Annotated in this window: 14 protein-coding genes; 11 read left to right on the top strand and 3 right to left on the bottom strand. The window is 63.1% G+C overall.

The genetic code is table 11. From position 1 onward, the window contains the following. Positions 1-130: 130 nt before the first annotated feature. From M5B96_RS01255 to M5B96_RS01235, 5 genes are all read left to right on the top strand, one after another. On the top strand, positions 131-862 hold the full coding sequence (locus tag M5B96_RS01255; RefSeq protein WP_248794698.1) for a DsbC family protein: 732 nt from the start codon (positions 131-133) through the stop codon (positions 860-862). Positions 863-1,000: 138 nt separating this feature from the next. Beyond that, the gene (locus M5B96_RS01250; RefSeq protein ID WP_248794697.1) at positions 1,001-2,305 is read left to right on the top strand and encodes a homoserine dehydrogenase; all 1,305 of its coding nucleotides are present in this window, start codon (positions 1,001-1,003) and stop codon (positions 2,303-2,305) included. Positions 2,306-2,336: 31 nt separating this feature from the next. Then, on the top strand, positions 2,337-3,746 hold the full coding sequence (gene thrC / locus M5B96_RS01245) for a threonine synthase (RefSeq protein ID WP_248794696.1): 1,410 nt from the start codon (positions 2,337-2,339) through the stop codon (positions 3,744-3,746). Positions 3,747-3,867: 121 nt separating this feature from the next. Further along, positions 3,868-7,479, top strand: coding sequence for an ATP-binding protein (locus M5B96_RS01240; protein WP_248794695.1), 3,612 nt, complete (start codon positions 3,868-3,870; stop codon positions 7,477-7,479). Between the two features lie 88 nt (positions 7,480-7,567). After that, a complete protein-coding gene (locus tag M5B96_RS01235) occupies positions 7,568-8,833 on the top strand; it encodes an EAL domain-containing protein (protein ID WP_248794694.1) in 1,266 nt (421 codons plus the stop codon). Between the two features lie 13 nt (positions 8,834-8,846). On the opposite strand, the gene M5B96_RS01230 is transcribed toward M5B96_RS01235, so the two are convergent. Beyond that, complete coding sequence (locus tag M5B96_RS01230; RefSeq protein WP_248794693.1) at positions 8,847-9,527, bottom strand: response regulator transcription factor; 681 nt, start codon at positions 9,525-9,527, stop codon at positions 8,847-8,849. A gap of 169 nt (positions 9,528-9,696) precedes the next feature. Between M5B96_RS01230 and M5B96_RS01225 the strand changes: the two genes are divergently transcribed. Continuing rightward, positions 9,697-9,987 carry a DUF3509 domain-containing protein gene (locus M5B96_RS01225; RefSeq protein ID WP_248794692.1) on the top strand — a complete coding sequence of 97 codons (291 nt, stop codon included), beginning with the start codon at positions 9,697-9,699 and terminating at the stop codon, positions 9,985-9,987. Between the two features lie 161 nt (positions 9,988-10,148). Here M5B96_RS01225 and M5B96_RS01220 read toward each other — a convergent pair whose 3' ends face one another. Together M5B96_RS01220 and M5B96_RS01215 are read right to left on the bottom strand one after the other, a co-directional pair. Further along, the gene (locus tag M5B96_RS01220; protein ID WP_248794691.1) at positions 10,149-11,048 is read right to left on the bottom strand and encodes a TIGR02285 family protein; all 900 of its coding nucleotides are present in this window, start codon (positions 11,046-11,048) and stop codon (positions 10,149-10,151) included. A 51-nt stretch (positions 11,049-11,099) separates the two neighbouring features. Continuing rightward, positions 11,100-12,299 carry a CaiB/BaiF CoA transferase family protein gene (locus M5B96_RS01215; protein WP_248794690.1) on the bottom strand — a complete coding sequence of 400 codons (1,200 nt, stop codon included), beginning with the start codon at positions 12,297-12,299 and terminating at the stop codon, positions 11,100-11,102. Between the two features lie 139 nt (positions 12,300-12,438). Here M5B96_RS01215 and M5B96_RS01210 point away from each other — a divergent pair, with 139 nt between their 5' ends. From M5B96_RS01210 to M5B96_RS01190, 5 genes are all read left to right on the top strand, one after another. Next, entirely contained in the window at positions 12,439-12,981 is a 543-nt protein-coding gene (locus M5B96_RS01210; protein WP_100944687.1) for a YaeQ family protein, read from the top strand. Positions 12,982-12,989: 8 nt separating this feature from the next. Beyond that, complete coding sequence (gene recJ / locus M5B96_RS01205) at positions 12,990-14,699, top strand: single-stranded-DNA-specific exonuclease RecJ (protein ID WP_248794689.1); 1,710 nt, start codon at positions 12,990-12,992, stop codon at positions 14,697-14,699. A 268-nt stretch (positions 14,700-14,967) separates the two neighbouring features. Further along, positions 14,968-16,074, top strand: coding sequence for an NADH:flavin oxidoreductase/NADH oxidase (locus tag M5B96_RS01200; RefSeq protein ID WP_248794688.1), 1,107 nt, complete (start codon positions 14,968-14,970; stop codon positions 16,072-16,074). A 194-nt stretch (positions 16,075-16,268) separates the two neighbouring features. Continuing rightward, positions 16,269-16,781, top strand: a complete 513-nt coding sequence (locus M5B96_RS01195) for an AAA family ATPase (RefSeq protein ID WP_191485502.1) — start codon at positions 16,269-16,271, stop codon at positions 16,779-16,781. A gap of 162 nt (positions 16,782-16,943) precedes the next feature. After that, complete coding sequence (locus M5B96_RS01190) at positions 16,944-17,135, top strand: hypothetical protein (RefSeq protein WP_191485501.1); 192 nt, start codon at positions 16,944-16,946, stop codon at positions 17,133-17,135. Positions 17,136-17,334: the final 199 nt, after the last annotated feature.

The raw sequence follows: 17,334 nt of genomic DNA, 5'->3' as shown, positions 1-17,334 counted from the left end.
CACACAGGGGTTCGGCCCCGCCGGGCTTATGTGATAGGCTCTATCGGTTTGCAAAGCGGGCGCTTGAAACCGATCGGTTTTCCAGTGGTCGTAACAGCCTCGACCCCTTTGCCCGCCTTCAGGAGTTCCCATGCGTTTGACCCAGATTTTCGCCGCCGCTGCCCTCGCCCTGGTCAGCTCCCTGGCCTTGGCCGACGACACCGCCGAGCAGGCGATTCGCAAGAGCCTCGAGAGCCTCCAACTGGAAACCCCGGTGGAGAGCATCAGCGCCAGCCCCCTGGCCGGGCTCTATGAAGTCAAGCTCAAGGGCAGCCGCGTGCTCTACGCCAGCGCCGACGGCCAGTTCGTCATGCAGGGCTACCTGTTCCAGCTCAAGGACGGCAAGCCGGTCAACCTCACCGAGAAAACCGAACGCCTGGGCGTGTCCAAGCTGATCAACGGTATTCCGGTGGCCGAGACCGTGGTCTATCCGGCCATCGGCGAGACCAAGTCGCATATCACCGTGTTCACCGACACCACCTGCCCGTACTGCCACAAGCTGCATGCCGAAGTGCCGGCACTGAACAAGATGGGCATCGAAGTGCGCTACGTCGCGTTCCCGCGCCAGGGCCTCGGCTCGCCGGGCGACGAGCAGTTGCAGGCGGTCTGGTGCTCGACCGACAAGAAAGCGGCGATGGACAAGATGGTCGAGGGCGATGAAATCAAGGCAGCCAAGTGCGCCAACCCGGTTTCCAAGCAGTTCGCCCTCGGTCAATCGATTGGTGTCAATGGCACGCCGGCAATTGTTTTGGCCGATGGTCAGGTAATTCCGGGCTACCAGCCGGCGGCGCAAGTTGCCAAACTGGCACTGTCCGCCAAGTAATCCAGCCTCGTCATGCTCAACCTTTGACGAGCATGGCCCGCGGAACGGGTTCCCGGGTCATCAATAGCGAGCTGCTGGCAGTCCAGCGGCTGTTTTCCACGGCCGACCTCGTGTCGGCCGTTTCATGGGGAGTTCAGAGTGAAACCGGTCAAAGTAGGCATCTGTGGGTTAGGTACCGTCGGTGGCGGCACCTTCAACGTACTTCAGCGTAACGCCGAGGAGATTGCCCGCCGTGCCGGGCGTGGAATCGAAGTGGCTCAAATTGCCGTGCGTACGCCAAAGCCTCAGTTCCAGACCACCGGTATTGCGATTACCCACGATGTCTTCGAAGTGGCGAGCAACCCTGAAATCGATATCGTCGTCGAGCTGATGGGCGGCTACACCGTTGCCCGCGAGCTGGTGCTCAGCGCCATCGAGAACGGCAAGCACGTGGTCACCGCGAACAAGGCGCTGATCGCCGTGCACGGCAACGAAATCTTCGCCAAGGCCCGCGAGAAAGGCGTGATCGTCGCGTTCGAAGCCGCGGTGGCCGGTGGCATCCCGGTGATCAAGGCGATTCGCGAAGGCCTCTCGGCCAACCGCATCAACTGGGTCGCCGGTATCATCAACGGCACCGGTAACTTCATCCTCACCGAAATGCGCGAGAAGGGCCGTACCTTCGAGGACGTGCTGGCCGAAGCCCAGGCCCTGGGTTACGCCGAAGCCGATCCGACCTTCGACGTCGAAGGCATCGACGCCGCGCACAAGCTGACGATCCTGGCGTCCATCGCCTTCGGCATCCCGCTGCAATTCGACAAGGCCTACACCGAAGGCATCACCAAGCTGACCACCGCCGACGTCAACTACGCCGAGGCCCTGGGCTACCGCATCAAGCACCTGGGCGTAGCCCGTAGCACCGCCGCCGGTATCGAACTGCGGGTGCACCCGACGCTGATCCCGGCCGATCGCCTGATCGCCAACGTCAACGGCGTGATGAACGCGGTGATGGTCAACGGCGATGCTTCCGGTTCGACCCTGTTCTACGGCGCCGGCGCCGGCATGGAACCGACCGCCTCGTCGGTGATCGCCGACCTGGTGGATGTGGTTCGCGCCATGACCAGTGACCCGGAAAACCGTGTGCCGCACCTGGCCTTCCAGCCGGACTCGCTGTCGGCCCACCCGATCCTGCCGATCGAGGACTGCGAAAGCGCCTACTACCTGCGCATCCAGGCCAAGGACCATCCGGGCGTGCTGGCCCAGGTCGCGAGCATCCTGTCGGAACGCGGCATCAATATCGAATCGATCATGCAGAAGGAAGTCGAAGAGCACGACGGCCTGGTGCCGATGATCCTGCTGACCCATCGCGTGCGGGAGCAGCATATCAACGACGCCATCGCGGCGCTGGAGGCCCTGCAAGGCGTGGTCGGCCCTGTCGTGCGGATCCGCGTCGAGCACTTGAACTAAGCCGGCGCCGCCGATCAGAGAGGAATTTTTCATGCGTTACATCAGTACCCGCGGCCAGGCACCGGCCCTGAACTTCGAAGACGTGCTGCTGGCCGGCCTGGCCAGCGACGGTGGCCTGTACGTGCCGGAGAACCTGCCACGTTTCACCCAGGAGGAAATCGCTTCCTGGGCCGGCCTGCCGTATCACGAGCTGGCGTTCCGGGTCATGCGCCCGTTTGTCACCGGCAGCATTCCGGATGCCGATTTCAAGAAGATCCTTGAGGAAACCTACGGCGCGTTCTCCCACGGCGCCGTGGCGCCGTTGCGCCAGCTGAACGGCAATGAATGGGTGCTGGAGCTGTTCCACGGCCCGACCCTGGCGTTCAAGGACTTCGCCCTGCAACTGCTCGGTCGCCTGCTCGACTACGTGCTGGCCAAACGTGGCGAGCGCGTGGTGATCGTCGGCGCGACCTCGGGTGACACCGGTTCGGCCGCCATCGAAGGCTGCAAGCACTGCGAGAACGTCGACATCTTCATCCTCCACCCGCACAACCGGGTGTCCGAGGTGCAGCGTCGGCAGATGACCACCCTGTTCGGCGACAACATCCACAACATCGCCATCGAAGGCAACTTCGACGACTGCCAGGAAATGGTCAAGAACAGCTTCGCCGACCAGAGCTTCCTCAAGGGCACGCGGCTGGTGGCGGTGAACTCGATCAACTGGGCGCGGATCATGGCCCAGATCGTCTACTACTTCCACGCGGCCCTGCAGTTGGGCGGCCCGGCCCGTTCGGTGGCGTTCTCGGTGCCGACCGGCAACTTCGGCGATATCTTCGCCGGCTACCTGGCGCGCAACATGGGCCTGCCGATCAACCAGTTGATCGTCGCGACCAACCGCAATGACATCCTGCACCGCTTCATGAGCGGCAACCAGTACGTCAAGGAGACCCTCCACGCGACCCTGTCGCCGTCCATGGACATCATGGTGTCATCGAACTTCGAACGCCTGCTGTTCGACCTGCACGGGCGCAACGGCGCGGCCATCGCCGGGTTGATGGAGACCTTCAAGCAAGGCGGCGGTTTCAGTGTCGACCAGGACCGCTGGACCGAAGCCCGCAAGCTGTTCGACTCCCTGGCCGTGGACGATGCGCAGACCTGCGAGACCATCGCCGAAGTCTTCGCCCAGAGCGGTGAAGTCCTCGATCCGCACACCGCCATCGGCGTGCGCGCGGCCCGCGAATGTCGACGCAGCCTGGACACCCCGATGGTGATCCTGGGAACCGCGCATCCGGTCAAGTTCCCTGAGGCAGTGGAGAAGGCGGGCGTAGGAAAAGCGCTCGAACTACCTGCGCACCTTTCCGATTTGTTTGAGCGAGATGAGCGTTGCACCGTCTTGGCCAACGACTTGAAAGTCGTGCAGGCCTTTGTCAGCCAGCATGGCAACCGTGGTAAGCCGCTCTGACAGACTAGAAAGGTCACACAATAAAGCCCGCCCCTTGGCGGGCTTTATCATTTTCGCATGTCAAACTTGCCCTGTTTTTTGCCATTTCCTGAAATGGACCGAAGGGGGCAGGTAGTTCGTCATGGTGTTTTTGGCTCGATCCATACAATCCGTTCTGGCCAGGCTGTGCTGGTGGTTGCTGCTGTATCTGCCCGCCAGTGCGATAGCGGCCCAGGGCCTGCCGTTCAGCCTGCCGCCTTCGTTCGTCGAGGTCGATCGCCTGTCCCTGAGCCCGGAGGAGGAGCAATGGCTGGGGCCCGAACGGACCTTGCGGGTGGGGATTTCGGTGGCCGACTATGAGCCCGTCGATATCACCAATGACCGCAACCGCTACCAGGGTATCAGCGCCGATTACGTCGGGCTGATCCGCGACCGCCTGGGAGTGCGGGTCCAGGTGCTCGGCTTCGGCGAGCGCGACCAGGCGGTCGAGGCCCTGCGCAGCGGACAGATCGATATCCTCACCAGCGCCAACGGCTACGAGCGCGGCGTGCCCGGGCTGAGTTTCTCCAGCGACTACATGCCGGATCGTTCGGTGATCGTCGGGCGCGCCGGCGGTCACGGCCTTCACGATCTCAATGGCAAGAAGGTGGTGCTGCTCGATGGCTACGCCGATGCGCAGGTCGTGCATGCCACTTATCCGCAGAGCGAGATCATCCTCGCCCCGACCCTCTACAGTGCCCTGGAAGCCCTGTCCCAGGGCGAGGTCGAGGCGTTTATCGGCAACGAGGTGATTGTCCGCGCCTACAAGAGCCTGCGGCCTTACATGGGCGTGCACATCAAGGACAAGAGCGACTTGCCGCCGATTGGCTTCGCCTTTGCCACGCGCCAGTCCGATCCGGTGCTCAGCGGCTTGGTGGAGCGCGTCCTGGACAGCATCGACAACGCCACGCGACGGGAGATCCTCGCCCGCTGGACCACCGGCTTCGGTTCGGACATCGCCCAGCAGCGCATCAGCCTCACCGCGGCGGAACTGGCCTGGATCGACCGCAACCCCAGGGTCACGGTGGTGGCCCAGCCGTATCCGCCGCATATCTACAAGGATGGTCACAACCGCTGGGTCGGCCTCAATCCGGACCTGCTGTCGCGCATTTCGCGGATGACCGGCCTGCAGTTCGAGTACAAGGAGACCGCCTCCACCGCCGAGAGTGTCGAGCTGCTCCAGGCTGGCAAGGCGCAGATGAGCACGACGCTGGCCGAGAGTGTCGAGCGCAAGGCCTTCCTGAATTTCACCTATGCCTTTGGTGGCAGCGCCTGGGTGTTCGTGGTGCGGGTGCACGATTCGCCCCTCGGCTCGCTCTCGCAGTTGTCCGGGCGGGTGCTGGTGCTGCCGGAGAAACACGCCCTGGAGCCGATGATCCGCAGGGGCTATCCGGACATCGACCTGCGCACGGTCAGGACCCCCGAGGAGGCCAGGGCGATGGTCGAGCGCGGCGAGGCAACCGCGACGATCCAGAGCGATACCCGGGCCTACCTGTATCCGCCCGGGCGGCTGAAGGTCGGGCGCAGCGTCGAAGGGTTGTGGTCGGCGGACAGTTTCTCGGTGGTCAAGAGCGACCCGGAGCTGCTGAGTATCCTGAACAAGGCCCTGGAGGCGTTCCCCGTGGCTGAACTGCGCGCGTTGCGCATCAAGTGGCATGGCGCGATCGGCCTGGCGCCGATGCGTCCGGTCTGGGAGCGCGTGCCGCGCTGGGTCTACGGTTTGACGGCGGTGATGATCCTGCTGGGGGGCGTGTCCCTGGCCTGGAACCGCCGGCTGAATATCCAGATTCGCCAACGCCGCCGGGCCGAGCAGGAACTCAGCGATCAACTGGCCTTCCAGCGCGCCTTGCTGGACGGTATTCCCAATCCGATTTTCGTGCGCGACCTGGACGGGCGGCTGATGACCTGCAACCGCAGTTACGAGGAACGCTTTGCCACCACCCTGGAGCAAGTCCAGGGCCGGCGGATCACCGAAGTGGATATCTTGCCCCGGGCCACCGCCGAGCAACTGCACGCCGAGTTCATCCAGCTGTTCGAAACCCAGCAGCCGCTGTTCCAGGATCGCCAGCTCGACTTTGCCAGCGGCCGGATCGATATCTACCAATGGATGGTGCCGTTCTACTCGGCGGAGGCGCAGTTGCAGGGGCTGCTTGGCGGCTGGATCGATATTACCGAGCGCAAGCGGCTCGAAGCCCAGTTGATGGAGGCGCGCCAGCAGGCGGAGCAGGCCAGCCAGGCAAAGAGCGCGTTCCTGGCAACCATGAGCCATGAGATTCGCACCCCGATGGTCGCCATCATCGGCCTGCTCGAACTGGAGCGTGAACAGGCCCGCGCCAACGGGCAGGACTTCTCCCAGGCGTTGCACGTGGCCTATCAATCGGCGCAGGAACTGACGGCCTTGATCGGCGATAGCCTTGATCTGGCCAAGATCGAGGCCGGCGGCATGCACCTGGCGTTGCGCGCCGGCTCCCTGGTCGGGCTGCTGGAAAGCGTGCGGCAACTGTTCGAGGCGGTGGCGCGCGGCAAGGGCGTCGAACTGAGCCTGGAGGTGGCGCCGGGGCTGGCGGGCGATTACTGGTTCGACCCGCTGCGTTTGCGCCAGGTGCTGAACAACCTGATCGGCAATGCGCTGAAATTTACCGCCGAAGGCTTTGTCAGTATTCAGGTGCGCAGCCTGTCGTCTACCACGGAGCTGGAAACCCTGTGCATCAGCATCGAAGACAGCGGCAAGGGGATCGGCCTCGAACAGCAGCAGAAGCTCTTCGCCCCCTTTGTCCAGATCCGTGGTCAAGCCGATGAAGAATATGGCGGCACTGGCCTCGGCTTGAGTATCTGCAAGCAACTGGTGGAGTTGATGGGCGGCAGCATCGCCTTGCTGAGCCAGCCGGGAGAGGGGACCCGTGTGCGTATCGAGCTGGCGCTCAAGCCGGTGGTACAAGCTCCGGCCCCGACCGTAACGGTCGCGGTGGAAGATGACAGGCCTCGGCTGGCGGCACTCAAGGTGTTGATTGTCGACGACCTGTCCGCCAACTGCCTGGTGCTCAACCAGCAACTGCGTTTTCTCGGCCAGCAGGTGGTCGCCTGCCAGAGTGCCGAGGCGGCGTTGCAAGCCTTGCGGCAGGAGCCTTTCGACCTGGTGATCACCGATTGCAACATGCCGGAGATGAGCGGTTATGCACTGGCCGAGGCGATACGCCGGATCGAGGCCCGGGAGCAGCGTCCGCCGTGCCCGGTGGTCGGCTGCACGGCCAATGCCATGAGCGACGAGCGCGAGCGCTGCCAGCAGGCCGGAATGACCGAGCTGCTGGTCAAGCCGGTGTCCCTGGATGAGCTGGCGCGACTGTTGGCGAGCATCCTGCCCGAGCGTTCCTTCGATATTCACGCCCTGAGTGCCATGACCTGTGCCAACGCCGAGGTCATGCGGCGCATGTTGCTGGAATTGCGCAAGAACCTCGAACAGGAGCGTGGGGCGCTGGAAGTCGCGGTGGGCTTGGGCAACTGGAAGGGTTTGGCGGTGGCGATCCATCGGCTCAAGGGGATCGCCTGCCTGATCGATGCCATCGCCCTGGCGCGTGCCTGCGCCGACCTGGATGGCTGCGTGCGGCTCAAGTCCGACGAGCGGCTGGTCACCGACTGGCAGGTCCTCAAGCAGGCCATCGAGTGCGTGCTGGAGGATATCGAAGCGCATTTGCAGGCAGATATTCCGGCATTTTAGGACTTGTCCTATGGGGCACGGATGGGGCGGTTGCTTAAAGTCGAGGGTCATTGCGGACCCCGGCCGCCTCATTTTGCGGAGACCCTCGATGCGCGCACTCAAAGTCCTGATTCTTGAAGACAACTCTTTTCAACTGATGGCCTTGCACCAGATGCTCAATGCCACCGGTGTCTTTGATGTGCTGACGGCGGAAAATGTCGAGAACGCCCGGCAGTCGTTGGCCAACCGTGGCCGGATCGACGTGGCCATCTGTGATCTGCACCTGGAGGAGGGCGATGGTCTGGAACTGATTCGTTCCCTGGCCGCGGGGCAGGAGGCCCAGGCCCTGATCATCCTCAGCAGTGCCGAGCCGGAGGTACTCGAGGGCGCCGCGCTTATGGCGCGCCAGCAGGGCTTGCATGTCCTCGGCTGCCTGCGCAAGCCGGCGTCGGCCGCGGCGCTGGCGGAACTGCTGGCGAGCTACCAGCAACGTTTCGCCCGGCAGCGCCCCGGGCTGCCGCTGGCCCAGGTCTGTGAGCTGCTGTCGCTGCACGAACTCCAGGCCTGTGCCGGGACCCCGGCCATCGAGAAGTACGCGACCGCGCATTTTCAGCCCAGGTTGACCCATGACGGTCGTGTCGTCGGGGTCGAGGTGCTGCCGCGCTGGCAACATCCGGAACAGGGCCTGCTGCTGCCCGGCAGTTTCATGCCGGTGCTCGAGTATGCCGGGCTGGCGCAGGCGCTGATCTGGCGGGTGCTGGAGCTGGCCGTCAGCCTGTCGGCCGAGGTGCGTTTTGCCACCGATGAAGCCTTGCCGGTCGCCCTGGGCATTCCGGGGCCCCTGCTGGAGCAGGCGGACTTTGCCGACCGGCTCAGAGCCTTGCTGGAGCGCTTCGAGTTGCCGCCCGAGCGGCTGACCCTCGACCTGCGGGAAGGCGCCGAATTCAACAGCGCCAGTGCGCTGACCGAAGGTTTGCTGAGAGTGCGTCTGCTCGGCTGCCAGTTGTCCGTCGGCGATTTCGGCATGGGCGGCGGCAGCCTTCAGCGGCTGCTCGAGTTACCCTTCAGCGAGTTGAAGATCAGTTCGCCCTTCCTTGTCGGCATGGCGGCGGATCCGCGCAAGTCGGCGATCGTCGCCGGCGTCCTGCGCATGGCGCGGGGCATGAGCGTGCAGGTGGTCCTTGGCGGGATTGCCAGCGAGAGCGACTACCAGGCGGTCATGGCCCTGGGCGAGTCGGTGATCCAGGGCGACTTCATCGTGCCGTCCATGGGCCGCGCCGAACTCCTGTCCTGGTTGGAAGTGGCGGGTTTCGGCCCGGTTCACCGGTTGTCCGGGACCTTGCAATGCGCGGCCACGAATAGCGTCAACCTCTAGCGGTTGCAGGCGCTCAGGCCAAGCCATGTTCCTGGAGGTAGAGAAACAGCGCCGCATCGTTGGACAGGCCGAGCTTGCGCATGGCGCTGACCTTCTGCGCACTCACCGTTTGCTTGCTCCGGCACAGCTGGATGGCGATCTCACCGACGGTGCGTCCCGCCGCGAGGAGGCGCGTCACCTCCAGCTCGCGGGGTGAAAGCTGTTCCTGGTCGCCCAGGCGATGCTCGCCGACCTCGCCGGCCAGTGCCAGGGTCTGGCGAATCGAGTTGGCCACGTAGGGTCGGCTGCGGCGGACCTGGGCGATGGCGTCCGGCAGCTCGGCGGCCAGGCTGGCCTTGCTCAGCAGTCCCATCACCCCGAGATCGAGAATGGAGCGGAACAGCCCGGCGTTGTTGAGCATGGTCACCACCACGATCGGCAACCGCGGGTGTTGCCGGGTCACGCTTTCGAGCATGCGCAAGCCGTCGCTCTGCTGTTCGACCGGCATCATGAAGTCGGTGACCAGTACCTCGCAGGCACAGTCTTGCAGAAGCGCCAGGAGCTCCAGTGGCGAGCTGGCCTCGCCGACGACGCTGAGTCCGGGATCGTGTTCGAGGACGACGCGCAGTCCGATCAGGAAAATCGGATGATCGTCCGCGAGGATGATGCGCAAGGGCGGTGGGGACGCTGGATTTCGTTGTTTTCTCTCTGTCATCTTTCTCGTTCATGCTCGCAATGGAACGCTGGGCGCAGCCGCTTGATGCTCGGTCTCCAGCGATATCAGGTTAGCTGGCCTGACGCACTTTCTTCTCTGACTGGCGGTTCCTGACGCCAGCCCCTTTGTTTTTGACCTGTCGGGTTTTGACTATTGAGTGGTGATCGAGATGGAAAGTATCAGTCTGTTGCTGAATGAAGCATTGAGTCCTTATCCCGTCACCCTGACCCCATCGGGGAGCCACGGTGAATGCCTGTTGACCGTGAACAGTCGCGCGGGTCTGGTCCTGCTGAGCCGTGAAATCAGCCATGCGCAATTGAACGACAAGCGTTTGTTGACCGATGTGGTCGATGGCTTGCACCGCGACCTGCGCATTGCCGAAGGGCGTCTGGAACCCTCTGTCATCGCGGCCCTGCGTCACGCCGCCCAGGACAAGGTGTTCCGTTCGGCTGCCGTGTAGAGTTTTTCGGGAACCATTTTTCCGAAAGGGTTGTCAGATTTATAACGGCAGGATCAAGCATTGTGCTCCGGTGCTTGTAGCTTGTCGTACTGGTCTTTGTAGGCCACGTTTAACCCCGAGTTGTTTCCCCACTTCTCGGGGTTTCTTTTGCCTGGCGTTTGTCACTGGTCCTCAGGGGCGAGGAAAAACTGCTTGGCATCCTCCCGATAGGCGTCCCGTTGTTGCGGGTCGAGCCATTGCACATAGAAGTCGAGCAACTGGTGCTGGCGCAGTTCACGCAGGATCTGGTTGATGTGGGTAATGGCCGTGCGTCCCTGTTCCGTATTGGAGCAACCGACGCGGATAAACTGGTATTTGTCGACGCCCTTGATCGGATAGAACGCCAGGTCCTCGGTCACGATGCCTTGTTGTTGGGCCTGATAGCGGATTTCCGTCCAGTAGCCGAGTAGCGCGGTGAGGCGTCCCAGGCGTTGCATTTGTAACAGGCTACCCAGGGCATCGTTGCCGTAATGCGGGGCCAAGCGTTCCGTGGGGGTCTGTTTCAACAGGTCGTCGATCAGTCGGCCGTAGCTGCGTTCGGCGACAATCCCCAGCTTCAGGCGCTCGCTGGCCAGCAAGGCGGCGAGGTCGACCTGGCCGTCCTGCACAAACGGCGCGATCAGCGCGCGGTCGGCCTGGCGTACCACCAGGCCATTGCTGACCTGGCCAAGGCTGGGAATGGAGAAGACGATGGTTTTCGTCCGTTCGGCCGTCCAGAGCAGCATCGGGTCGCAGGTGAACGAGGGCTCGGCCAGCATCTGCATGGCTCGCGCGCGGTTGACCCGCATGCTCGTGTGTTCGTACTCGGGCATGGCGGCGTCCAACAGCGGCCGCAATTGATCGATGGCTCCCTGGCCTTTTTGCGGGCCGTCGAAAATGCTCAGCGGCGGCAGGTCCCGCAGCAGCCAGATCAGTGTGTCCTTGGCCTGGGCAGCCGTCGACAGCGCACAGGCCAGCAGTACCAGCAAGGCGAGGGCGGGGCGTCGACAGAGCACGTGTTGCCAGAGAAATCGAGGACTCATGAGGTCCATACCTTCTGCGCGATCAGGTCAAGGTCTTGCCGCCCTGGCACGCTAGATAGCGCCACTTTCACGCAGGCGGGCAATCTGCGTGGCGTCATAACCCAGGCTAGCCAGTACCAGGCTGTTGTGCTCGCCCAGTTCCGGTCCCACCCATTCGCTGGAACCCGGGGTCTGCGACAGTTTTGGCACAATCCCCGGCATCTTGAAAGCCTTGCCGTCGGGCAGCTTGGCCTGGATAAACATTTCCCGGGCGAGAAATTGCGGGTCGCTGAACATGTCTTCGGCGCTGTAGATGCGGCTGGCCGGCACTTCGGCCTGGTTCAGGGCGGCGAGTACCGCCTCCAGCGACTGGCTGTTCACCCAGCGATCGATCACACCATAGAGTTCGTCACGCCGGCTGTCGCGGCCGTCATTGCTGGCCAGCGCCGGGTCGTCCGCCAGGTCGTCACGGCCGATGGCCTGCATGAAACGCTTGAAAATCGCATCGCCATTCGCGCCGATCTGCACATGCTTGCCATCGGCCGTGGTGTGGATCGAAGAAGGGGTGATCCCCGGCATGATGTTGCCGCTGCGCTCGCGGATAAAGCCGAACACGTCGAACTCCGGGACCATGCTTTCCATCATCGCGAAGATCGCCTCGTACAAGGCCACGTCCACCACCTGGCCGTCGCCACCGTTGACTTCGCGATGACGCAGGGCCATGAGCGCGCCGATCACGCCCCACAGCGCGGCAATCGAGTCACCGATGGAAATCCCGGTGCGTACCGGCGGGCGGTCCTCGAAACCGGTGATGTAGCGCAAGCCGCCCATGGACTCGCCGACCGCGCCGAAGCCCGGTTGATCCTTCATCGGCCCGGTCTGGCCGAAGCCCGACAGGCGCACCATCACCAGCTTGGGGTTCAGCGCGTGCAGGGTTTCCCAGCCGAGGCCGAGTTTTTCCAGCACGCCGGGGCGGAAGTTCTCGATGAGGATGTCCGCGTCGCTGAGCAACTGCTTGAGGATGGCCAGGCCGTCGGGGTGTTTCAGGTTCAGGGTCAGGGATTGCTTGTTGCGGGCCTGGACAAACCACCACAGCGAGGTGCCCTCGTAGAGCTTGCGCCATTTGCGCAGCGGGTCGCCGCCGTCCGGCGATTCGACCTTGATCACCTGCGCGCCGAATTCGGCGCAGATACGCGAGGCGAAAGGACCGGCGATCAGGGTACCGAGCTCAATGACCTTCAGGCCGGAAAGGGGTTTGGCGGTGAGCGGCATGGCAGATCCTGTAGGGCAACACGGGGGCAGTAGGGCTTTTTATCATGGCTGGCGCCATCCGCATAACTGCGAGCAGTCGTTGCTTGCCCTGCGTATCGGTTAGACTGGCCGCCTTTCCTCGTCCTTAGAAGCCCTGTTCATGGCCCAGCCGTCCACGACCTACAAATTCAACCTGAACCTCACCGACCTGGATCGCGGGGTCTACGAGAGTGTCAACCAGACCATTGCCCGCCACCCGTCGGAAACCGAGGAGCGCATGACCGTGCGTCTGCTGGCCTACGCCTTCTGGTACAACGAGCAACTGTCCTTTGGTCGGGGTCTGTCAGAAGTGGATGAGCCGGCACTGTGGGAAAAGAGCCTGGATGATCGCGTGTTGCACTGGATCGAAGTCGGCCAGCCGGACGCCGATCGCCTGACCTGGTGCTCCCGTCGCACCGAGCGCACCAGCCTGCTGGCCTACGGCAGCCTGCGGGTCTGGCAGACCAAGGTGGTCGACGCGGTGAAGAACCTGAAGAACGTGAATATTGCCGCCGTGCCGCAGGAAATCCTCGAGACCCTGGCCAAGGATATGCCACGGGTGATCAAGTGGGACGTGATGATCAGTGAAGGCACGATCTTCGTCACCGACGATCGTGGCCAGCATGAAGTCCAGCTGGAATGGCTGATGGGCGAGCGCGGTTAATTATTCCCATGCGTATCGAACCCCGCCCGCTGCCCGCCACGCTACCTTTTCTCGGTGATCTGCCGCCATTGTTGACCCGCCTCTATGCCGCTCGCGGCGTGGTGTCCGAGGAGGAATTGGACAAGAGCCTGGCGCGGCTGATTCCCTTCCAGCAACTCAAGGGCATCGACGCGGCGGTGGACCTGCTGGTGACGGCGCTGGAGCAGCGCCAGCGGATCCTGATTGTCGGTGATTTCGATGCCGACGGCGCCACCGCCAGTACTGTCGGGGTGCTGGGCCTGCGCTTGCTGGGGGCGGCGCATGTCGACTACCTGGTGCCGAACCGCTTTGAATACGGCTATGGCCTGACCCCGGAGATCGTTGCGGTGGCCTTGCAGCGCGAGCCGCACTTGCTGATCACCGTGGACAACGGCATCTCCAGCATCGAGGGCGTGCAGGCGGCCAAGGCGGCCGGGCTCAAGGTGCTGGTGACCGACCACCACTTGCCGGGTAGCGAATTGCCGGCGGCCGATGCCATCGTCAACCCGAACCAGCCGGGCTGCGAGTTTCCGAGCAAGGCCCTGGCCGGCGTCGGGGTGATTTTCTATGTGCTGATGGCCTTGCGTGCGCGTTTGCGCAGCCTCGGCCATTACGCCAGTAAGCCGCAGCCGAACATCGGCGAACTGCTCGACCTGGTGGCGTTGGGCAGCGTCGCCGACGTGGTGCCGCTGGATGCGAACAACCGCATCCTGGTGCACCAGGGCCTCGAGCGGATTCGCGCGGGGCGTGCGCGGCCGGGGCTCAAGGCGATCCTCGAGGTGGCCAAGCGCGAGCATTCGCGGCTGACTTCCACCGACCTGGGTTTTATCCTCGGCCCGCGTCTGAACGCGGCGGGGCGCCTGGACGATATGAGCCTGGGCATCGAATGCCTGCTCTGCGAAGACCCGGCCCTGGCCTTGGAAATGGCCAGTCAGCTCGATGAAATGAACAAGGATCGCAAGTCCATCGAACAGGGCATGCAGCGCGAAGCGCTGGCCCAGCTCAAGGACCTGCCGCTGGAGTCGATGCCGTTCGGCCTGTGCTTGTTCGAGCCGGACTGGCACCAGGGGGTGATCGGGATTCTCGCCTCACGCATGAAAGAGCGTTATCACCGCCCGACCATCGCCTTTGCCGATGCCGGCGACGGCATGCTCAAGGGCTCCGGGCGTTCGGTGCCGGGCTTCCATATTCGCGATGCCTTGAGCGTGGTGGCGGCGCAACACCCGGACCTGATGGGCAAGTACGGCGGGCACGCCATGGCCGCCGGCCTGAGCCTGGCGCAGGAAAACCTCCCGCTGTTTGCCGCAGCCTTCGATGCTGAAGTGCGTCGTCAGCTTAGCGAAGACGACCTGACCGGGCGCCTGCAGACCGATGGTTCGCTGGCCATCGAGGAGTTCAACCTGGAGCTGGCCCGGGCGCTGCGCAATGCCGGTCCCTGGGGGCAGCATTTTCCCGAACCGCTGTTCCATGGCGTGTTCCAACTGGTGGAAAAGCGCATCGTCGGCGAGCGCCACTTGAAGGTGGTGCTGAAAAGCGAATGCGGTTCGCTGAAACTTGATGGCATCGCCTTCGGCATCGACCCGGAGCTGTGGACCAATGCGCGGGTCGACTGGGTGGAGCTGGCCTACAAGCTCGACCTCAACGAGTTCCGTGGCAAGGAAAGCGTGCAGCTGATGATTGCCCATATCGAGCCGCGCTGAGGTATTTCGAGGGCGCTTTGTGGATACCGTGTTGGCTGGTTTTCTCGGGTCAGGCTCCAGGGGCGAGTTACAGGCGATTATGCCGGTTTAAATCCGCTGAACCCTCCCGCCCGTGCCTTTGTCGACTAGTCTGTAAGCACTGTCTGAATGGTCTTGTGACGTCGTCCTGTTTTTTTACCCGCTGGGGGGCGGTTCTCCACCACTCTTGTCACTTGCCGACGTTCTAACAGAACCCTGGAGCCAGCCCACTTGATTTGAGAGGTGCCCCATGAGTCTGCTGCTCGAACCCTATACCCTTCGCCAATTGACCCTGCTCAATCGCATTGCGGTCTCACCCATGTGCCAATACTCCAGCGTCGACGGCCTGGCCAACGATTGGCACCTTGTCCACCTGGGCAGTCGGGCGGTGGGCGGTGCCGGACTGATTTTCACCGAGGCCACCGCGGTCACCGCAGATGGCCGGATCACCGCCCAGGACCTCGGCCTGTGGAACGACGAACAGATTGAACCGCTGCAACGCATCACCCGCTTTATCAGCGCCCAGGGCGCGGTGGCGGGTATCCAGTTGGCCCATGCCGGGCGCAAGGCCAGTACCCATCGGCCGTGGCTCGGCAAGCATGGCAGCGTCAAGCCCGAGGACGGCGGCTGGACTCCGGTCGGCCCTTCGTCGATAGCCTTCGATCCGCAGCACACGTCGCCCACTCCCCTGGGCGAGAGCCAGATCGCCGAGGTGATCCAGGCCTTTGTCGCGGCTGCCCAGCGGGCCTTGATCGCCGGCTTCAAGGTGGTCGAAGTGCATGCGGCCCACGGTTATCTGTTGCACCAGTTTCTATCGCCATTGAGCAACCAGCGTCGCGACCAATACGGCGGCTCCTTTGAGAATCGTATCCGCCTGGTCTTGCAGGTGACCGAAGCGGTGCGCGCGGTCTGGCCTGAAGAGCTGCCGCTGTTCGTCCGCGTGTCGGCCACCGACTGGGTGGAAGATGGCTGGAATCCGGACGAAACGGTGGAGTTGGCGCGGCGTCTGAAAGCCTTGGGCGTCGACCTGATCGATGTGTCTTCGGGTGGTACCGCCGCCAATGCGGAAATTCCCACGGGCCCCGGATACCAGACCCGTTTCGCCGAGCGCGTACGCAAGGAGTCCGATATCGCCACCGGTACCGTCGGACTGATTACCGAGCCGGCCCAGGCCGAGCACATCCTGCGCACCGGCCAGGCGGATATGATCCTGCTGGCCCGCGAGTTGTTGCGCGACCCTTATTGGCCGTTGCATGCCGATGATGACCTGGGCGGGCGCAAGGCGATCTGGCCGGCGCAGTATCAGCGGGCGACCCATCGCGATCAGCCGATTCACGAGTCGAATTTGCGTGAGTGAAGGGTTGAGGCTTGCCGTCAGACGTTTAAGTGAATAGGGTCAGTTTCATGAACTCACAGCAGAACATCGCGATTATTCCCACCTTCGATACGAGGGTGGGCTGACGCGTGTTCTGAAAACACCCGAAACCCGCCCACCGAGGCGGGTTTTTTCTGGCCGCCTTCCTGGGTATTGGACGTCAAAAGGAGATTGAAATGTCGCCACCTGAAACCCGCGCCCCCGGCGATAGCGTTCCGACCCTGCATCTGGTCTGTGGAAAGATCGGCTCGGGGAAGTCGATGCTGGCACAACGCCTGGCGGCAACCGCCTCGACCGTGTTGATCTGTGAGGACGTCTGGCTTGCCCGGCTGTATCCGGGCGAGATCACTGCAATCGCTGACTATGTGCGCTGTGCCGGCCGCTTGCGCGGGGTCTTGGCCGAGCATCTCGTTGCGCTTTTGCACGCTGGGGTCTCGGTGGTCCTCGATTTTCCGTCCAATACCGTGGCCAGCCGGCTTTGGGCGCGTTCGGTCTTTGAAAGCGCGGGGGCTGCCCATCGGCTGCATTTCCTCGATGTGGCTGATGAGCTGTGCAAGGCCCGTCTGAAGGTCCGTAATGAGGCGGGTGATCACCCGTTCAAGACCAGTGAGGCCGAGTTCGAGGCGATTTCCCGCTATTTCGAAGCTCCGGCGCTGGAAGAGGGGTTTGAGGTGGTGCGGTATGAATAGGCGTACCCCGGGTGTTTATCACGGGCTCTTGCCAGGATGACTTGAGTTTTCTTGCTGGAAATTTCGAAATGTTCTTAGCCTGATTCGGACTGTTCCTACGCTTAAGGCAATCCTGAGCGGTTCGTTCAGGCGGGGCAGGTCTATCCAGCGAGGAAAGTGGTCATGGCAAAGGCGCGGAGCATTGTCGGTTTCATGCTGTTCCTCTGGACGTTCAGGACCTCATCCCGGCCCAGGGCGCGCAAGCTCAGCGCTGAAGAGCAACAATTGCTGGAACGCTATCGCGCGTTGTCGGCCGAGGACCGCAATGCGATGCGCTGCCTGTTGAATGTGATGGAGGGTGTTTCGCGGTTTTGAGTCGCACAAGTCGTCATGCCCGCCAGGGACGCGCTGAGGAATGCTGGCCGGTAGGAATCCTCGGCGCGGATATCGAAGGTGTTGAACAGCACGCAGAGCGGTTGATGGCGCTCGAACACCCGCTGTCGGCCGCTGCGCCGAGGTGGGGTTGTGCACTCATGACGCTGTTGCTCCAGAAAATCGGCAGATTTCAGGTGTC

Origin of the sequence: Pseudomonas sp. MWU13-2105 (assembly GCF_023242315.1) — a bacterium.
Lineage (GTDB): Bacteria > Pseudomonadota > Gammaproteobacteria > Pseudomonadales > Pseudomonadaceae > Aquipseudomonas.
This window is presented reverse-complemented; position numbering and strand designations above follow the sequence as displayed.